At 62.2% G+C, this 17,893-nt stretch carries 17 protein-coding genes; 10 read left to right on the forward strand and 7 right to left on the reverse strand.

Annotated elements, in window-relative coordinates:
* Positions 1-42 precede the first annotated feature (42 nt).
* The 7 genes from QRN70_RS01590 (at position 43) to QRN70_RS01620 (ending at position 5,648) form a co-directional block, all read left to right on the forward strand.
* Positions 43-1,134: a polyamine ABC transporter substrate-binding protein gene (locus QRN70_RS01590; RefSeq protein ID WP_285415467.1), complete on the forward strand. Its 1,092-nt coding sequence runs from the start codon at positions 43-45 to the stop codon at positions 1,132-1,134.
* Between the two features lie 18 nt (positions 1,135-1,152).
* Complete coding sequence (speB, locus tag QRN70_RS01595) at positions 1,153-2,112, forward strand: agmatinase (protein ID WP_285415468.1); 960 nt, start codon at positions 1,153-1,155, stop codon at positions 2,110-2,112.
* 90 nt (positions 2,113-2,202) lie between these two features.
* Positions 2,203-2,919 carry a helix-turn-helix transcriptional regulator gene (locus QRN70_RS01600; RefSeq protein ID WP_285415469.1) on the forward strand — a complete coding sequence of 239 codons (717 nt, stop codon included), beginning with the start codon at positions 2,203-2,205 and terminating at the stop codon, positions 2,917-2,919.
* Positions 2,920-2,970: 51 nt separating this feature from the next.
* Entirely contained in the window at positions 2,971-3,312 is a 342-nt protein-coding gene (locus QRN70_RS01605) for a nuclear transport factor 2 family protein (RefSeq protein ID WP_285415470.1), read from the forward strand.
* A gap of 22 nt (positions 3,313-3,334) precedes the next feature.
* Positions 3,335-4,453 carry a cell division protein ZapE gene (zapE, locus tag QRN70_RS01610; protein ID WP_285415471.1) on the forward strand — a complete coding sequence of 373 codons (1,119 nt, stop codon included), beginning with the start codon at positions 3,335-3,337 and terminating at the stop codon, positions 4,451-4,453.
* Positions 4,454-4,470: 17 nt separating this feature from the next.
* On the forward strand, positions 4,471-5,052 hold the full coding sequence (locus QRN70_RS01615) for a DinB family protein (protein ID WP_285415472.1): 582 nt from the start codon (positions 4,471-4,473) through the stop codon (positions 5,050-5,052).
* 98 nt (positions 5,053-5,150) lie between these two features.
* Positions 5,151-5,648: a GNAT family N-acetyltransferase gene (locus QRN70_RS01620; protein ID WP_285415473.1), complete on the forward strand. Its 498-nt coding sequence runs from the start codon at positions 5,151-5,153 to the stop codon at positions 5,646-5,648.
* A gap of 72 nt (positions 5,649-5,720) precedes the next feature.
* On the opposite strand, the gene QRN70_RS01625 is transcribed toward QRN70_RS01620, so the two are convergent.
* The 4 genes from QRN70_RS01625 to QRN70_RS01640 all read right to left on the reverse strand — a co-directional run bounded on the left by QRN70_RS01625 (position 5,721) and on the right by QRN70_RS01640 (position 10,638).
* Positions 5,721-5,930 (reverse strand): DUF2790 domain-containing protein, encoded by a 210-nt coding sequence (locus tag QRN70_RS01625; RefSeq protein WP_285415474.1) that lies wholly within the window; start codon positions 5,928-5,930, stop codon positions 5,721-5,723.
* 185 nt (positions 5,931-6,115) lie between these two features.
* Positions 6,116-8,362: a TonB-dependent siderophore receptor gene (locus QRN70_RS01630; protein ID WP_285415475.1), complete on the reverse strand. Its 2,247-nt coding sequence runs from the start codon at positions 8,360-8,362 to the stop codon at positions 6,116-6,118.
* A 143-nt stretch (positions 8,363-8,505) separates the two neighbouring features.
* Entirely contained in the window at positions 8,506-10,254 is a 1,749-nt protein-coding gene (locus QRN70_RS01635) for a phosphoethanolamine transferase CptA (protein WP_285415476.1), read from the reverse strand.
* 201 nt (positions 10,255-10,455) lie between these two features.
* Entirely contained in the window at positions 10,456-10,638 is a 183-nt protein-coding gene (locus QRN70_RS01640) for a DUF6026 family protein (protein ID WP_285415477.1), read from the reverse strand.
* Between the two features lie 249 nt (positions 10,639-10,887).
* Here QRN70_RS01640 and gnd point away from each other — a divergent pair, with 249 nt between their 5' ends.
* Genes gnd through QRN70_RS01655 form a run of 3 tightly spaced genes read left to right on the forward strand, consistent with a single transcriptional unit; the run spans position 10,888 to position 14,230 of the window.
* Complete coding sequence (gene gnd / locus QRN70_RS01645) at positions 10,888-11,892, forward strand: phosphogluconate dehydrogenase (NAD(+)-dependent, decarboxylating) (RefSeq protein WP_350224498.1); 1,005 nt, start codon at positions 10,888-10,890, stop codon at positions 11,890-11,892.
* Positions 11,889-13,412 (forward strand): glucose-6-phosphate dehydrogenase, encoded by a 1,524-nt coding sequence (gene zwf, locus QRN70_RS01650; protein ID WP_285415479.1) that lies wholly within the window; start codon positions 11,889-11,891, stop codon positions 13,410-13,412. Before gnd ends, zwf begins: the two co-directional genes overlap by 4 nt.
* On the forward strand, positions 13,409-14,230 hold the full coding sequence (locus tag QRN70_RS01655; RefSeq protein WP_285415480.1) for an HAD family hydrolase: 822 nt from the start codon (positions 13,409-13,411) through the stop codon (positions 14,228-14,230). The genes zwf and QRN70_RS01655 overlap by 4 nt, the downstream gene beginning before the upstream one ends.
* 107 nt (positions 14,231-14,337) lie before the next feature.
* Here QRN70_RS01655 and nhaB read toward each other — a convergent pair whose 3' ends face one another.
* From nhaB to QRN70_RS01670, 3 genes are all read right to left on the reverse strand, one after another.
* Complete coding sequence (nhaB, locus tag QRN70_RS01660) at positions 14,338-15,840, reverse strand: sodium/proton antiporter NhaB (RefSeq protein WP_285415481.1); 1,503 nt, start codon at positions 15,838-15,840, stop codon at positions 14,338-14,340.
* Between the two features lie 73 nt (positions 15,841-15,913).
* Positions 15,914-17,203 carry a hypothetical protein gene (locus QRN70_RS01665; RefSeq protein WP_285415482.1) on the reverse strand — a complete coding sequence of 430 codons (1,290 nt, stop codon included), beginning with the start codon at positions 17,201-17,203 and terminating at the stop codon, positions 15,914-15,916.
* A gap of 285 nt (positions 17,204-17,488) precedes the next feature.
* Complete coding sequence (locus QRN70_RS01670; protein ID WP_085745783.1) at positions 17,489-17,755, reverse strand: hypothetical protein; 267 nt, start codon at positions 17,753-17,755, stop codon at positions 17,489-17,491.
* Positions 17,756-17,893 lie beyond the last annotated feature (138 nt).

Here is a 17,893-nt window from a genome sequence, read left to right on the forward strand (position 1 = left end):
ACGGCGCATCCTGCCACCACTTCCTTCGGTCAGGTGTTCGTCATGGCTCCCTCGTTCAAGCTGTGTTTGCCCGCGCTGTTGCTGTCCGTGTCCATTGTCGCCCAGGCCGAGGACAAGACCCTCAACCTCTACAGCTGGGCCGATTACATTGCCCCGGACACCTTGCAACGCTTCGAGAAAGAAAGCGGCATCCACGTGCGCTACGACACATTCGATACGTCCGAGGTGCTGGAAACCAAGTTGCTCACCGGCGGCAGCGGTTATGACGTGGTGGTGCCGTCCTCGAGCGTGCTGGCCCGAGGCCTGGCCGCTGGAGCGCTGCAAGAAATCCCCCATGCCGGGCTCAAGGGCTACGTCAATCTCGACCCGGATCTGCTGGAAAAACTCGCCGCAGTCGACCCCGGCAACCGCTATGGCGTGCCGTATACCTGGGGCACGCTGGGGCTAGGCATGAACGTCGAAGCGGTCAAACAGCGGCTGCCGGATGTGCCGCTGAACAGCCTCGATCTGCTGTTCAAGCCTGAATACGCCAGCAAGCTCAAGGATTGCGGGATCGCCATTCTCGATTCGCCGCAGGAAGTGATAGGCCTCGCGCTGCACTATCTCGGTAAAGATCCCTACAGCACTGACAAGACCGATCTGGCCACCGCCGAAGCCTTGTTGCAGAAGTTGCAGCCGTCAGTGCTGTACGTCGCCACCGGCCGGCAGATCAGTGACCTGGCCAACGGCAGCGTGTGCCTGGCACTGACCTACAACGGTGACGCGAGCATGGCCGCCGATCAGGCACGCAAGGCCAACAAGCCGTTCGAAGTGGCCTATCGCATTCCGCGGGAAGGCACGCTGGTGTGGCAGGACAACCTGGCGATTCCCAAGGACGCTCCCCATCCGCAAGCCGCGCGGGCGTTCATCGAGTTCATGCTGCGCCCCGAGTCCGTGGCGACGCTGACCAACACGCTGTTCTTCGCCAGCGCCAACCAGGCCGCCACGCCGCTGGTGGATGAAGCGTTGCGCAACGATCCGGACATCTACCCGAAACCCGAAGTGCGCGAACGGCTGTACGCCGACCACAGCATGAGCCTCAAGGACATGCGCCAGCGCACTCGCCTGTGGACCACGTTCCGTAGCCATCAATAACGACAAGGAAACCCATCGATGGACGTGCCAATGCAAAACGACCAGGCCCTGACCCGCGACAGCCTCTACGGCACTGCTGCCGAAAGCACCTACGCCGGGATCACCAGTTTCATGCGCCGACGCTATAGCCGCGACTTGCGCGGTGTCGACGTGGCGGTCAGCGGTGTACCGTTCGACACCGCCACCAGCAACCGTCCGGGTGCCCGTTTCGGGCCACGGGGGATCCGCGCGGCGTCCACCGGGATTGCCTGGGAACGCCACTGGCCGTGGACGTTCGATCCCTTCGATCATCTGGCGGTGATCGACTACGGCGATTGCGACTTCGACTACGGCTCGCCGCACACCATCCCGGAAAGCATCGAGGCCCACGCCGAGCACATCCTCGGTTCCGGCAGCGCCATGCTCACCTTCGGCGGCGATCACTTCATCAGCTACCCGCTGCTCAAAGCGCATGCCCGCCAGCACGGCACGCTGGCGCTGATCCACTTCGACGCCCACAGCGACACCTGGCCGGACGAGGGCGGCAAGCGGGTCGATCACGGCACCATGTTCTGGCACGCGGCGCGGGAAGGGCTGGTCGATCCAGCGCGCTCGGTGCAGATCGGCCTGCGCACCACCAACGACGATCACCAGGGTTTCCAGGTGCTCGACGCGCGGCAAGTGCATCGGCGCGGCTGTGAGGCGATTGTCGAGGCGATCCGCGCCCGGGTCGGCGATCACCCGGTGTACCTGACCTTTGATATCGACTGCCTCGATCCCGCTTTTGCGCCGGGTACGGGCACGCCGGTGTGCGGTGGCCTGAGCACGCTGCAGGCGCTGGAAATCCTCGGCGGCCTGCGCGGGATCAACCTGGTCGGCATGGACGTGGTGGAAGTCGCACCGGCCTATGACCATGCGGACGTGACGTCCCTGGCGGCGGCGACCCTGGCCATGGAGATGCTCTGCCTGTACGCGGCGAGGCACAAAGTCGACGCATGATCCCCCTCTGAGCCTGGTGAACGCTCCTGACAGTTTCTGACACCAGGCTCTGCTAAGCTCCGGCCAATTTTCTGCCCAGAGCCACACACCGTGTCGCGAACCACTCGTCTGTTGACCCTGCTGCAAGTGCTGCGTGGCAAGAAGCGCCCGGTGACCGCCGCGACGCTGGCCTCTGAGCTGGACATCTCCGAACGTACCCTCTATCGCGACATCGCCGAACTGACCGCCCTCGGGGCGCCGATCCATGGCGAGGCGGGCATCGGTTACGTGTTGCGCAGTGGTCTGTTTTTGCCGCCACTGATGCTCAACGCCGACGAAACCGAAGCCATCGTGCTGGGTTTGCGTTATGTCGATCAGCGCGGCGACGAGGTGCTGAGCAAGGCTGCTGCCGATGCGCTGGCGAAAATTGCCGCGGTGCTCGATCCGCAGGCCCAGGAAGCACTGCGCAATCCAACGGTGATGCCCGGGCCGCCGGGTTACGGTTTTCCGCAAAATGCGGTGCCATTGAGCGTTTTCCGTCATGCGATCCGCGATCAGGCCAAGCTGCACATCGATTACGCCGACGCGCAACAGGTCCGGAGCCAGCGCTTGATCTGGCCCCTGGCGCTGGGTTTTCTCAACGAGGTGCGGATCATCGTCGCGTGGTGTGAATTGCGCGGCGCCTATCGCACCTTTCGCACCGACCGGATTGCCGCCGCCAGTGCACAGGGCCAGCGCTATCCGGGGCGTCGCAGCGACCTGTTGCGCACCTGGCAGCGGCAGATGCAACTGGACGAAAACGGGCGTTTCACTCCTGACAAGAACTGACACAGGGCTGTTCTAGGATGGCGACAGAACCCGAAAAAAGGAGCTGTACTCATGTTTCATCCCACCTCGATACTCGCCCCGGCCATCGTTGAGTACATCAACGCCGCCAATGCTCGCGATACGTCCCGGGTCGGCAGTTTTTTTGCCGAGGATGCCCATGTGTTCGATGAAGGCCATCATCAGGTCGGCCCGCAAGCCATTGCCGACTGGATGCAAGACACCGCCCAGCGCTATCAGCCGCGGGTCGAAGTGCTGGGCGTCCAGCAGCGCACCGGCAAAGTGCTGGTGCAGGGGCTGATTTCCGGGACGTTTCCCGGCAGCCCGCTGCAGCTTCGCTATACGTTCCGCCTCAACGAACAGGGCAAAATCGCGCGCCTGGATATTTCCCTGTAGCCATCGTGGCATACTGCCGCGCATGACTTTCGACTCCCCTTTGAGCGCCTGGCAACATGCCGTCGAGCACAAGGGCTTCATCCAGGATGAAGCCCAGGAGCACGCGGTGTGGGCCTTGCAGAAATGCCACGAAGCCTTGCACGCCGGTGCCCGTTCGGTCACCGGCGTGTATTTGTGGGGCCCGGTCGGGCGCGGCAAGACCTGGCTGATGGATCAGTTCTACCAGAGCCTGCGGGTGCCGGCCCGGCGTCAGCACTTTCATCACTTCATGGGCTGGGTGCACCAGCGTTCGTTCCAGTTGACCGGCATCGCCGATCCGCTGCGGGCACTGGCCCGGGAGCTGGCTGCCGAGGTGCGGGTGCTGTGCTTCGACGAGTTGTTCGTCAATGACATCGGCGACGCGATCATTCTCGGCCGGTTGTTCCAGGTGATGTTCGACGAGGGCGTGGTGGTGGTCTGCACCTCCAATCTGCCGCCGGATCAGCTGTATGCCGACGGCTTCAACCGTGACCGCTTCCTGCCGGCGATTGCCGCGATCAACCAGCACATGCAAGTGGTTGCAGTGAACGGGGCCGAGGATCATCGCCTGCATCCTGGCGCCATCGAGCAGCGTTACTGGGTCGCAGTTGCGGGGCAGGTTAGCGCGCTCGGCCAGGTTTTCGATGCGTTGGCCGCCGGGCAAACCGTCAGTACCGAACCGGTGCCGGTCGGTTACCGCGCCTTGAACGTGGTGCAGGCCAGCGATTCGGTGCTTTGGTGCCGCTACGCCGATCTCTGCGAGCAGCCCTTCGCCGCCATGGATTTCATCGCGCTGTGCGACACCTACCGGGCTATCCTGTTGAGCGAGGTGCCGAACCTCAGCGCCCGCAAGCGCGAAGGGCGGATCGCCCGCGGCACCGAGGATGGCGCCGAGCGCGTGGTGGCCGGCGACCGCGAGCTGCCGCAATTGTCGGTGCACGATGACGGCGTGCGCCGCTTCATCGCGCTGGTCGACGAGTGCTACGACCGCAAGGTGCCGCTGTACATCGAGGCGCAAGTGCCGATGGCGGCGCTGTACACCGAGGGCTACCTGGAATTTCCGTTCCGCCGCACGCTCAGCCGTTTGCAGGAGATGCAGTTGCAACGCTTTGCCGAGACCTGAAGCTAGGAGGGCGCCACATGACCCAGCCGCTGTCCCATCATCTGCTGACCATGGCCTATCAGAATGCCTGGGCCAACCATCGTCTGGCCAAGGCCTGGACTCAGCTCGACGCTGCTGATCTGGCCGCGCCGCGGGTGAGTTTCTTTCCCAGTATCCGCCTGACGCTCAATCACATCCTCACCTGCGACTGGTTCTACGTCGATGCGCTGGAGCGCGAATTACGTGGAGCGGAACCGCATCCCGATTGCTACGTGTTCTTCAATGCCGACGAACCCTTCACCGAGGCGCAGGCTCTGCGCAATGAACAGGCGCAGGTCGACCGCCGTTTGATCGCCTACTGCGAGCAACTGCGCGATGCCGATCTGGGGCGCATCGTCACCATTGCCCGCGACACGCCGCAGCACGACAGCCGCCTGCGGATGATTTCGCACCTGTTCGAACACCAGATCCATCATCGCGGCCAGGTGCACGCCATGCTCAGCGACACGTCGGTGCAGCCACCGCAACTGGACGAATTTTTCTGCGTCGGCGAGGCCGGATTGCGCGCGGCGGACTTCGCCGAGCTGGGCTGGACCGAGGAGCTGATCTGGGGCCATTGAGATGTCCCGGTTGTGGCCAAGGCCTGCCGCGCGCTAAGGTCGCCGAGCCTATCAGCGCGTATCAGGCGCGCCGGGGCTCAGTGCGATCGAGGAAGGAAATGGATTCCGCAGAAATTCTTGTGCTTCAAGCCAGTTACACCAACCCGGTGCATGCCGAGGCCATCGCTGTCGTGCTCAATCATTACGCCGAAGACCCGATGGGTGGCGGCCATCCCATTGCACCGGAACTCTTGCAGCAACTGCCCGCCGAACTGGCCAAGCGGCCCCACGCGTTCAGTGTCCTGGCGTTTGTCGGTGGTGAGCCGGCGGGGCTGGTGAACTGCTTTGAAGGATTTTCCACGTTTGCCTGCAAGCCGCTGGTCAACGTGCACGACGTGTCGGTGGTGACGAAGTTTCGCGGTCTGGGGTTGAGTCAGCAAATGCTGTGCAAGGTCGAGGAAATTGCCCGCCAGCGCGGTTGCTGCAAGGTCACTCTGGAAGTGCTCGAAGGCAACGCCGTGGCGCAGAACGCCTACGCCAAATTCGGCTTCGCGCCGGGCATGTTCGACCCCAATCACGGGCGCATGCTGTTCTGGATCAAGGATCTGCAGGCATAAAAAAAGGCGCCCGAGGAGGGCGCCCAACTGTCATCTGCGACGCCGGAGCGGGTCGTCGCAGGTCCATCGGTGTCAGGGACGGTAGGACTCTGTCACTTGTGCCGTCTGGTCTTCGGGAATCTGCAGCTCCCGGGACTTTGCGTCCGCCTGTTGCTGGCTTTGGCTATCGTGAACCGGAAAGGTTTTCCAGTAATGTTGCATGCGCTCGGCACCGCCTTCGGCGAATGCGCTGGCGGATGCAAGCGTGAGTAGACCGGCAAGGATTGCAGTGGTGGTTTTCATGGTGCCTCCTACGAAAAATGTCGGAGCCGTTCGTCCATGAAGCTGGTCCTCGGGGCGCAGTGTCCGTCGAGGGCATTAACAAGAAGTTAACGCTCGTTCAGTTTAGGTTTTACCGGGTGTTTCCACGGCGCATCGGACGAACGCTGCACGCGTGAATCACGCGCGCAGGTCGTGAGGGAAGGGCGTCAGAGTTTCCAGTCCAGGCTCAGCGTGACGGTACGAGGATCGCCCCAGAACACGCCGTTGTAGAAACCGACGTTGTCGTAATATTTCTTGTCGAACAGGTTGTCGACGTTGAGGGACGCCGACAGGTGTTTGTCGAACTCGTAACGCGACATCAGCTTGACCACCGTGTAGGCGTCCTGACTGATCCGCGCACGCTCGGTGATGATTCGGCCATTGGCGCCGCGTCCGACCGGACGGTTGGAGTTGCCGTAGACATCGCTCTGCCAGTTCACCGCGCCGCCCACGGTCAGGGCATTCCAGTTGCCGGGCAGGCGATAGGCCGTGGAGAGGCGGAACAGGTTCAGCGGCTGATTGGTGTTGCTGCGCTGTTTCTCGCCATTGACCGAGTGGGTGTAGGTGTAGCCGGCGGTCATGTTCCAGCCGTCGAGGATCTCGCCGGACACCTCGGCTTCGAAACCGTTGACCTTGTTGCCCTTGCCGCCGGACTTGTAGAACTCTTCCTGGGTCACCGGATCCGGCGCAACGGAGTCATCCACTTCGGCCACGTTGTCCTGCTTGCTCCAGAAAACGGCGGTGGCCAGGTTCAGACGCTCGTCCAGCAGGCTGCCCTTGAGCCCGAGTTCATAGTTGCTGCCGACGATCGGTTCGATGAACTTGCGGTTGGCGTCGCGGTAGGTCTGCGGTTTGAAGATGTCGGTGTAGCTGACGTAAACGGTGTACTCGGGCGTCAGGTCATAGAGCAGGCCGGCGTAGGGCGTCCACATGTCGTTGTGCTGCTGGCGGCTGGCATCGACGCTTTGCAGTTGTAGGTTGTCATTGAATGTGTTGTCGGTCTTCGATGCCTTCCAGCTGCCGTAGCGCGCACCGAGCACGGCGTGCAGGTCGTCCGTCAGGGTCAGGCGGGTTGCGAGGTAGCCGGCCTTTTGTTCGGTGCTTTCTTTCGAGCTGTTAAGGCCGGTTACCGTATCCGGGAATTTGGCGATGTCGCCCATGTACTTCCAGTCGCGAATGATGCTGTAGTCGCCGGTAACCGCGCCGTCGACGGTGAAGGGCGAACTGGAGCTGCGTTCGGCTTCGCCATAACCGATCATCATCTGGTGTTCGCGACCCAGCAGCGAATAGGGACCGGACAGGTTGAAGTCGTACGCCTTCATGCGCTGCGGGCCGATCATGTGCGAGGTGTAGGCGGTCATGCCGCTGCGATCGGGTTCGGGAAAACCGGCGCCGGCGTAGTAGACCTTGCCGTCGGTGTCGCTTTTGCGATGGGTATAGGCGGCTTTCAGGTGCCAGTCGCCGGCCAGGCTTTGATCGAGGGTGGCGAACGCGGTCTTGTCGCGCAGTGGCCAGGAGCTCCAGGACGTTGCCATGTTGGTCGAGCGCCCGAGGCTGGCCTTGCTGCCATCGGCATTCCAGTACGGCAAGGTGCCCCACGAGGAGCCTTGCACCTGTTTGTCCTGATAGTCGTAACCGACCGCCAGCACGGTGGAGTCGGTCAGGTCCGCTTCGAGGATGCCGTAGCCGACTTCCCGTTGCAGCGCGTACTTGTCGCGGAACGATCCCTGGTCGCGGTAGGCCAGCACGCTGCGCCCGCGCAGACGGCCGTCGAAGGCCAGCGGGCCACCGACATCGACGTAACTGTAGTAATCGTCATAGCTGCCGCCGCTGGCACCGGCCTGAGCCTGCCATTGTGCGGTCGGGCGTTTGCGCACCATGTTGATGGTCGCCGACGGGTCGCCGGCGCCGGTGGTCAGGCCGGTGGCGCCGCGGACCACTTCGATGCGGTCGTAGATGATGGTGTCCGAATCGGACTTCATGTACTGGAAGGTGTTGAGCATCCCGTCGATCTGGAAATTGTTGATCGAGTAGCCGCGGGACGAATAGCTGACCCGATCCGAGTCGTTGTGCTGCACGACGATGCCGGTGGTCTGGCTCATGGCTTCGGACAATGTACCGAGTTTGAAATCATCCATCTGTTGACGGGTGACGACGGAAACCGACTGCGGGGTTTCCTTGATCGACAGGTTCAAACGCGTAGCCGTGCTCATGGCGCCGGTGGTGTAGGCCTGGGTATTTTCGGTGGTGTTGCCCAGGCCTTGGGCGTTGACGCTGGTCGCGGCCAGCTCGAGTGCCGGCGCAGCGGCGGGCGACGGGTTTTCTGTGTCGGTTTCAGCCAGCAGTTCCGGGCTCAAGGCAACGCTGCACAGGCCGAGGGTGAGGGTCATGGAACGGGTGATGGGCGCGAACATCGCAGCCGACTCCTTGTCTTCGAGGGAAAAATCCGTTGCTTCAAAGACGAGGAGGCGGGAAGCGATTTAGTCGCAAACGAGAAATATTATTGTTTGCGGAATGTGGCAGGCATGAAAAAGGGGCCTGTCCTGGCCCCTTTCCGTTACTGCTGAACCACCTTCGGCGCGGCTTCTGTCGGCTTCTTCGGCTTCATCAAGCTGAAGTCGATCAAGGCCCGCTGTTCGCGTTCGTAGGGGTTGCCGATCATCAGCGGACGCGGCTTGAAGCTGTCGCTGACCAGGCTCTTGCTACGATCCAGTTCGTCGAAACTCAGCCCGGCCATGTCGGCCCAGGTGTGGATCAGGTGCGAGCTGCTGTAGGGGCGGCTCAGATCCGCCGCGAAGTTCCAGTCGTGGGTCTCGCGCCACTTCGGCGAGGCCCAGGCCATGAACGGAATGGTGTACATCGGCGCCGTCGGTTTGTTTTCGTTGCGACCCAGGGTGGTGTGCCCTGCCGAGTCGAACACGTCTTCACCGTGGTCGGACAGGTACAGCAGGAAGCCGTTCGGATCGGCTTTGGCGTAGTCCTTGATCAGGCTCGAGACGACGAAGTCGTTGTACAGCACGGCATTGTCGTAGCTGTTGTAGGTTGGCACCTGGTCGTCACGCACGCCGGCCGGCACGCCGTTGCGATCCTGGAACTTGTCGAAGGTCGGCGGATAGCGGTACTGGTAGCTCATGTGGGTGCCCAGCAGGTGCACGACAATCAGCTTGCGCGGCGCCGCATCGGCCAGGGCCTTGTTGAACGGCTCGATCACGTCGCCATCGTACTGGGCGGCGTTCTGGTTGCGGTTGTTGTTCAGGTACACCTGCTCGTCAGCCTGTTCGGAGAACGTGGTGAGCATGGTGTTGCGCTTGGTCATGGTCTGCTGGTTGGTGATCCAGAAGGTCTTGTAGCCCGCCTGTTTCATCATGCTGACCAGCGACGGCGTGGACAGGTACAGGTCCGGGTTTTCTTCGTCGGCGAAGGTCAGCACCTGCTGCAGCGCTTCGATGGTGTACGGGCGCGGGGTGATGACGTTGTCGAAAATCGCCAGCTGATCCTTGAGCTTGTCCAGCTCCGGCGTGGTCTTGCGCGGGTAGCCGTAGAGGCTCATGCGCTGGCGGTTGGTCGACTCGCCGATGACCAGCACCAGGGTCGCTGGCTGATTGGCGCCGGCGTCCTTGAGGTTATGCAGGGGCGGGATCTTGCTGGCGCTGTGCAGCATGTCCTGCATGTCGCCCAGGGTTTCGAGGTAGCGGTGATAGGCCACGGCCATCTGCCATGGCACGGCTGGCTCGATGCGGGTTTCGAACTTCTCGAAACCGCCGGCGAAGCTGCCGGTGCGCTGGGTCTGCTTGATCAGCGGATAGCCGACCACGGCCAGCAGGATCGCCATCGCAGCCACGAACGCGCGGCCACGGGGCATGTACACCGGGCGCAGGCGTGTCCACAGGAAGTAGGCGAAAGCGGTGTGCGCGAGAAACGCCGGAATCATCCACCAGGCAAAGTACTGAGTCATGTACTCGCCGGCTTCGGAGATGTTCGACTCGAACATGATGAAGATGACGCTCTGGGAAAACTCCTGCTGGTAGATGAAGAAGTAGCCCAGGCTGGCCATCGAGCAGGCCCACAGCACCACGCCGATCACGGCGGCGAGCAGTTTGGTGCGCTTGGGGAACAGCAGCATCGGCGCCAGCCACACGGCACTCATCACGAACGCCTGGCGGAACCCGGTGAAACCCGAGGTGCCGGTCAGCTGGATGAGCAGTTGGGTGATGCCCGAGAAATACCAGAAGAACACGAACAGCCAGATGAACCCGGCCCAGTCGAAACCTGTCGCAGTCGTTTTGCTGCGTTTGAACAATGCCATTCAGCACTCCAGCTCAGTCGTCACAACCACCGCCGGAGCACATCCATGAAACCGACGAACGGGAGCCGCACGCGTACGCACGGCCAGAATGCGCCGGAGTATCACCAAGCGGATGTGAAAACTTTGTGAGTTGTCAGCTGAAACGAGAGGGGCATCATGTCGGGAACGGTGTTTACCGTTCCCGAGACAGGCGGGGGCGGATCAGGCTTGCGGGTTGCGCAGGACAACCGGCCGCGGCTTGGGCTGAGCGCCCTGGGTCAACGCGCGCAATTGCGCCAGTTCCTGCTTCAGTTGGTCGCGTTCGTCCTTCAACTGACGCAGTTCATCGCGACGGATCGTGACGTACAGGGTTTGTGGCGGCATTGCTGTGTGTACTGTGCCCATTGCTCACCTCGCAAATGGCGGGTCTCAACTGTAGATCAGCCCCGGAATCGGGTACTGACTTACTATCGGCGCCAATTTTGATTTCTTTTGCCCATGAATGGAACTTTTTTATTTTTCATGGTCGTTGTGTCTTCGGCACGTTTCCCGACGTTATCAGTCTGGATCGGGCACAATGCCCGGAAACTTCATCCCGGCGCTCTGGACTAACCTCCATTAGTCGCGTTGGGCTATAACCATTGACACACTTTTATTTGTAGTAAGGAGCATCAGCACATGCAACTCGGGATTATTGGACTGGGCCGCATGGGCGGCAATATTGCGCGGCGCCTGATGCTCAACGGGCACACCACCGTTGTTTACGACCGCAATAGCGCCTTTGTCGACACCCTGGCCGCCGAGGGCTCCACCGGCGTCGCCGACCTGCCAGCCCTGGTCGCCGGCCTGGCCAAGCCGCGTGCGGTGTGGGTCATGTTGCCGGCCGGCGCACCGACCGAAGACACCATCAACGCCCTGAGCGAATTGCTCGAGGCCGGCGATACCATCATCGACGGCGGCAACACCAACTATAAGGACGACATTCGTCGCGCCAAGACGCTGGCGCAAAAGGGCCTGCACTACATCGACGTCGGCACGTCCGGCGGCGTCTGGGGCCTGGAGCGTGGCTACTGCATGATGATCGGCGGCGACGCCGAGACCGTTCAGCGTCTCGACCCGCTGTTCGCAGCGCTGGCCCCGGGCATGGGTGATATCCCGCGTACCAAGGACCGCAAGTCCGATGACCACCGTGCCGAGCACGGCTACATCCACGCCGGTCCAGCCGGTGCCGGGCACTTCGTGAAGATGATCCACAACGGCATCGAGTACGGCATGATGGCGGCCTTCGCTGAAGGCTTCGATATCCTCAAGACCAAATCCAGCGAGCGTCTGCCGGAAGACGAGCGGTTCGACCTCAACGTGGCCGATATCGCCGAAGTCTGGCGGCGTGGCAGCGTGGTCTCGTCGTGGTTGCTCGACCTGACCGCCGACGCCCTGGCCAGCGATCCGAAACTCGACGCGTTCTCCGGCTCCGTGGCCGACAGCGGCGAAGGCCAGTGGACCATCGAAGCGGCCATGGAGCAGGCGGTGCCGGTACCGGTATTGTCCAACTCGCTGTTCTCGCGCTACCGCTCACGCGGCCAGGGCACTTTCGGCGACAAGATTCTATCGGCCCAGCGCTTCGGCTTCGGCGGCCACGTGGAGACTCCGAAAAAATGACCCACACGATCCGCAGGAAATCCAAGGCAGAACCCGCACCACCGACCACGCTGTTCCTGTTCGGTGCTCACGGCGACCTGGTCAAGCGTCTGCTCATGCCGGCGCTGTACAACCTGAGTCGCGACGGCCTGCTGGACGATGGCCTGCGGATCGTCGGCGTTGACCACAACGCCATTACCGATGAGGCTTTCGCGCAGAAGCTCGAAGATTTCATCCGTACCGAAGTGGCGGCGAAAGTCGGCAAGGGCGATCAGATGCTTGATCCGGCCTTGTGGGCCAAGCTCGCCAAAGGCATCAGCTACGTCCAGGGCGATTTCCTGGACGACAGCACCTATTCAGCGCTGGCGGCGAAAATCGCCGCCAGCGGCACCGGCAACGCGGTCTTCTATCTGGCCACCGCGCCGCGGTTCTTCAGCGAAGTGGTGCGCCGCCTGGGCGCCGCCGGTCTGCTTGAAGAATCCCCGGAAGCCTTCAGAAGGGTGGTGATCGAAAAACCGTTCGGCTCCGACCTGCAAACCGCCGAGGCGTTGAACGCCTGCCTGCTCAAGGTGATGTCGGAAAAGCAGATCTACCGGATCGATCACTACCTGGGCAAGGAAACCGTGCAGAACATTCTGGTCAGCCGGTTCTCCAACAGCCTGTTCGAAGCGTTCTGGAACAATCACTACATCGACCACGTGCAGATCACCGCCGCCGAAACCGTCGGCGTCGAGACCCGTGGCAGTTTCTACGAACACACCGGCGCATTGCGCGACATGGTGCCCAATCACCTGTTCCAGTTGCTGGCGATGGTCGCCATGGAGCCGCCGGCCGCGTTCGGCGCCGACGCGGTGCGTGGCGAGAAAGCCAAGGTCGTGGGTGCGATTCGGCCGTGGACGACCGAAGAGGCACGGGCCAATTCGGTTCGAGGCCAATACTGTGCCGGCGAAGTCGACGGCAAAGCGTTGAACGGCTATCGCCAGGAAGCCAACGTCGCGCCCGACAGCAGCACGGAAACCTACGTGGCGCTGAAGGTGATGATCGACAACTGGCGCTGGGTCGGCGTGCCGTTCTACCTGCGCACCGGCAAGCGCATGAGCGTGCGCGACACCGAGATCGTCATCTGCTTCAAACCGGCGCCGTATGCGCAGTTCCGCGACACCGAGGTCGACGAGTTGCAACCGACCTACCTGCGCATCCAGATCCAGCCCAACGAAGGCATGTGGTTCGACCTGCTGGCCAAGCGCCCGGGCCCGGCCCTGAACATGGCCAACATCGAGCTGGGGTTCGCCTACAAGGATTTCTTCGAGATGCAGCCGTCGACCGGCTACGAAACGCTGATCTACGACTGCCTGACCGGCGATCAGACGTTGTTCCAGCGTGCCGACAACATCGAGAACGGCTGGCGTGCGGTGCAACCGTTCCTCGACGCCTGGCAGCAGGACGCGAGCGTGCAGAGCTATGCCGCCGGTGAGGACGGGCCGCAGGCGGCCAATGAACTGCTGACGCGCGATGGTCGCGTCTGGCACGGTCTGGGATGAGTGACATGCCGCAACAGCCCATCCGTTTTCTGCTCAGCGACATGGACGGCACCTTGTTGCTGCCCGATCACAGCCTGAGTCAGCGCACCATCGACGCCGTGCGCTCCCTGCGTGAAGCCGGCGTGTTGTTCAGCCTCGCCACGGGGCGTCCGCCGAAGGCCATGCTGCAGCAGATCGAAGCCCTGGGTGTCGATCTACCGACGGCGGCGTTCAATGGCGGCACCATCGTCAATCCGGACGGCAGCCTGCTGGTGGCGCATTACCTGCCAGTGACGGCAGCGCTCACGGCACTGGCGCTGTTCGCCGATCAGCCCGACGTGGAAATCTGGGTATTCAGTGGCGGGGACTGGCTGCTCAAGGACCCGCACGGGCCGATGGTGCCACGCGAACAGCACGGCCTCGGCTACCCGCCGGTGGTGGTCGACAGTTTTGAACCGTATCTGCAGCGCATCGACAAGATCGTTGCCACCAGCCACAACACCGAGCTGCTGGTCGAACTGGAGGCGCGCCTGTTGCCGAAGGTCAACGGCATGGCGCAGGTCTCGCGTTCGCAGCCGGTGTATCTGGACGTGACGGCCCTGGAAGCCAACAAGGGCACCGCGCTGACCACCATTGCCGCCCATCTCGGCATTCCGCTGGAGCAGACGGCAGCAATTGGCGATGGCGGCAACGACCCGGCGATGTTCCATTGCGCGGGTCTGTCGATTGCCATGGGGCAGGCGGAAGACGCGGTCAAGCGTCAGGCCGACGTGGTGACCGCAGCGAACACCGAGGACGGCGTGGCGCAGGCGATCGAGCGCTACATCCTGCCGCGCTGAGCCCCACGCAGGCGCTGCCGAAGGTTGCGAATCCTTTGACCTGGTTCTGAATATCCAGAAGCAAAAGATCGCTGCGTTCGGCGGCTCCTGCGCCCATTGCGTATTCGTTACAGCCAGTAACTCACCGCATACCAGCCCAGCAACCCCATCACCACGGTGTACGGCAGTGCCATCCACACCATGCGCCCGTACGACAGGCGCACCAGCGGTGCAATCGCCGACGTCAGCAGAAACAGGAACGCCGCCTGACCATTGGGCGTTGCTACGCTGGGCAGGTTGGTCCCGGTGTTGATCGCGATGGCCAGTGTTTCGAAGTGCTCGCGGCTCATGTGGCCGGCGAGGAACGCTTGCTTCACTTCGGTAATGTAGATGGTCGCGACGAAGACGTTGTCGCTGATCGCCGACAACAGGCCGTTGGCGATAAACAGCATGCCTGGCTGCTGCTCCGCCGGCAGCGCCAGCACCCACTGGATCAGCGGTGCGAACAGCTGCTGGTCATGGATCACCGCAACCACCGCGAAGAACACCACCAGCAATGCGGTGAACGGCATGGCGTCCTTGAAAGCGCTGCCCAGGCGATGCTCGTCGGTGATCCCGGTAAACGCGGTGATCAGCACAATCACCAGCAAGCCGATCAGCCCGACTTCGGCAATGTGAAATGCCAGCCCGGCAATCAGGATCAGCGCGGCGCAGCCTTGCACCAGCAGTGCGGCACGCTGGCGCGCCGTGCGCTCGGCATTGTCCTCGGCGGCGTAGTTGGCCAGCACCGCGCGGACATTGTCCGGCAGCAACGTGCCGTAGCCGAACCAGCGCAGTCGCTCCAGCAGGACACAGGTGACCAGGCCGGCCACCAGTACCGGCAGCGACACCGGCGCGACCTTCTGGAAGAACTCGGCGAAATGCCAGCCCATCTCATGGCCGATCAGCAGGTTCTGTGGCTCGCCCACCAACGTGCAGACACCGCCCAGCGCCGTGCCCACCGCACCGTGCATCAACAGGCTGCGCAGGAAGGCGCGGAACTGCTCAAGATCTTCGTGATGCAGCGACGGCAAATGCTGGTCGTCGCTGAACGCGCTGTCCTGGCGCGGATCGTTGCCGGATGCGACCCGGTGATACACCGAGTAGAAACCCACCGCGGCACTGATGATCACCGCCGTGACGGTCAGGGCATCGAGAAACGCCGAGAGAAACGCCGAAAGAAAACAGAACATCAAGGCCAGCAGGGCTTTCGAGCGCACGCCCAGCAGCAGGCGCGAAAACAGGAACAGCAGCAGATCCTTCATGAAATAGATGCCGGCGACCATGAACATCAGCAGCAGAATCACTGGGAAGTTGTGCTGCAACTCCTCGTACAAGGCTTGCGCTGTGGTCATTTTCAGCAGCAGCGCTTCGATCAGCAGCAGGCCGCCGGGCATCAGCGGATAGCACTTGAGCGCCATGGCCAGGGTAAAAATGAACTCGATCACCAACAACCAGCCGGCGGCGACCGGGCCAACCGTGAAACATACCAGGGCATTGAGGATCAGAAACCCGACGATGCACGCCTTGTACCAGCGGGGCGAGTGCCCGAGAAAGTTGTGCGCGAACGCCTGGGCCATCGAACCGGACATCGGTTGCTCCTTGTCTTAAGAAGCGCGCAAGGTGCCGTAAGCATCAAGGAAGATCAAGTGTGGGAAGTTTCTGTTATTGATTCAGATAACGCGCCACCACCGCGCGGTAGTTGCCGTCCAGCGAATAGCCGCCGACCAGCAGTTCACCGCTGGGCTGCACCGCCAGCGCCGTCGCGGTATCCAGGCTGCGGCCCAGGCGCGTGCGCAACCAGCCGCGACCGCCGCCGAAACTCGGGTCGAGGCTGCCGTCGTCGAGGTAGCGGGCCACGATAAAGTCCGCTTCGAAGCCGCCGATGGTGGCGCCCACGGCCACCGTGCGGCCATCCACCATGCGCTGCGCTGCGCTCCACTGGCAGCCGCTGTGACCGATGTCGAGCAGATGCGCCTGGCCACCGTGGCAGTGCAGGTCCGGGCGGCCGTTATGGTGAAGGGTCAACGCCATGCACCGAATCGGATCGCGGCTGCTGCCGAAGCAATGCAGATGGTCGGCCGATTCGATCACCTGGCTGATCTGTGCACTCTGCCCGTGCGCCTTGAACGCGAGAAAGCCGTCGCTGGCGAAACGCTCGTCGAGCTGGCCGTCCGGCAGATAGCGGGCGAGCAGGCCTTCCTGGGGAAAGTCGATCGATCCGGCGACCACGATCCACCCATCGGCCTGTAACAGCAGGCTGCTGAGCCAGGTGTTGAGCAGCAGGTGGCGGATCATCACGAAACCCCGTCCGTTGAACGTGTCGTCGAGAGCGCCATCGGGCTTGAGGCGGATGAGCATGCCGGCGTGGTCGGCGAGTTCGAAGTGATGGTTGGCGATCAGCAGGATGTGACCGTCGTCCTGGACGGCGAAATCGCAGGCCTCGGCCCCAGGCACGCCGGGTGGCAGCCAGGCATCGCGAGCGCCCATGGAGAGGTCGCCGGGCAGGCGCACGACTTGCCGGCCGTTATCGCCGAACGAGCCATCCGGATGGCCATTGGCGTCGAACAGGGCCAGGGCGGGCAGGGTGCGATGAGCGTTTTCGTAGTGCAGGCCCGCGAGCAGAATGCGTCCATCGGGCAGCGCTTGCACTTTGCCGGCCATGGCTTCGAACCCGCCGGCGAATTCGCCGATGACGCTGCCCTGATGACCGAAGCTGAAGTCGGCCGAGCCATCTTCCAGTAATCGCGCCAGGCCAAAGCGGCTGCCTTGTGCCGTGCCGACTTTGGCGGCGACCAGCAGACGCCCCTGCGCATCGAGTGCGAGGCCCTGGGTAAGGCTGGAAATGCTGTCGGCGAAATACACCTGAGCGACGCCATTGTTGGCGAAGTCGGTGTCGAGTTGTCCGGCGGTTTTCGCTCGAGTCGGCAGCGCAATAGCGTTCTGGGAGGACATGCACGCTTCTCCTGGCGAGTCGGGCATGTTCCGGATGCCGGGTGGCCGACTGCATGAGCGGAACATTCAATCCCTGAACGTGTGCAAGTTCAACTGACAGAACTAACAGGTGGAGGGTCGCACTGTGCCAGAACAGTGTCTTTTTGAACCAGTCGCAAGCCTGCCAAGTATTCAGGCAATAAACCGCTGGGAAAAGTTATACAAAACTTCTGCGGATAAATAGGATTAAGCAGTTAAGCGCAAAAGAGGGCGGATGACTTCAAAGTCATCCGCATTGCCCTCTGCTCAGTGCGGCATCGACCAGGATTGCAGCGCGTAACCTTCTTCGCTCAATTCGGCGCGAGCCTGTTGCAGCAGGTACTCGAGCTGCGCTGGATCGGAATAAGCGCTGCTTGGAATCTGCGTCCGGCCAATGTGCGAGTTGGTACGGTCGATGACGGTCAGGCTGAGTTCGCCGTTGCCGTCCTGTGGGGCCCAGGCCACGCATTGAAAAGGTTTAAATGCGCGGTTGGCAATCAAAAGAGCTTCGTTGATACGGAGCGGGGCGGTCATGGGATCTTCTCTCTGTAGTGCCCAATCAAGTGATGTGCCGTCGGTTGGGCTTACCGTTCGGCGAGTTACTTGTACTGATGCACGCAACCCGGTGGTGGGTCACAACCACAGCAAAGAAATTTCAACTTTCTTTCAGAC

Origin of the sequence: Pseudomonas sp. efr-133-TYG-5 (assembly GCF_030209175.1) — a bacterium.
GTDB lineage: Bacteria > Pseudomonadota > Gammaproteobacteria > Pseudomonadales > Pseudomonadaceae > Aquipseudomonas.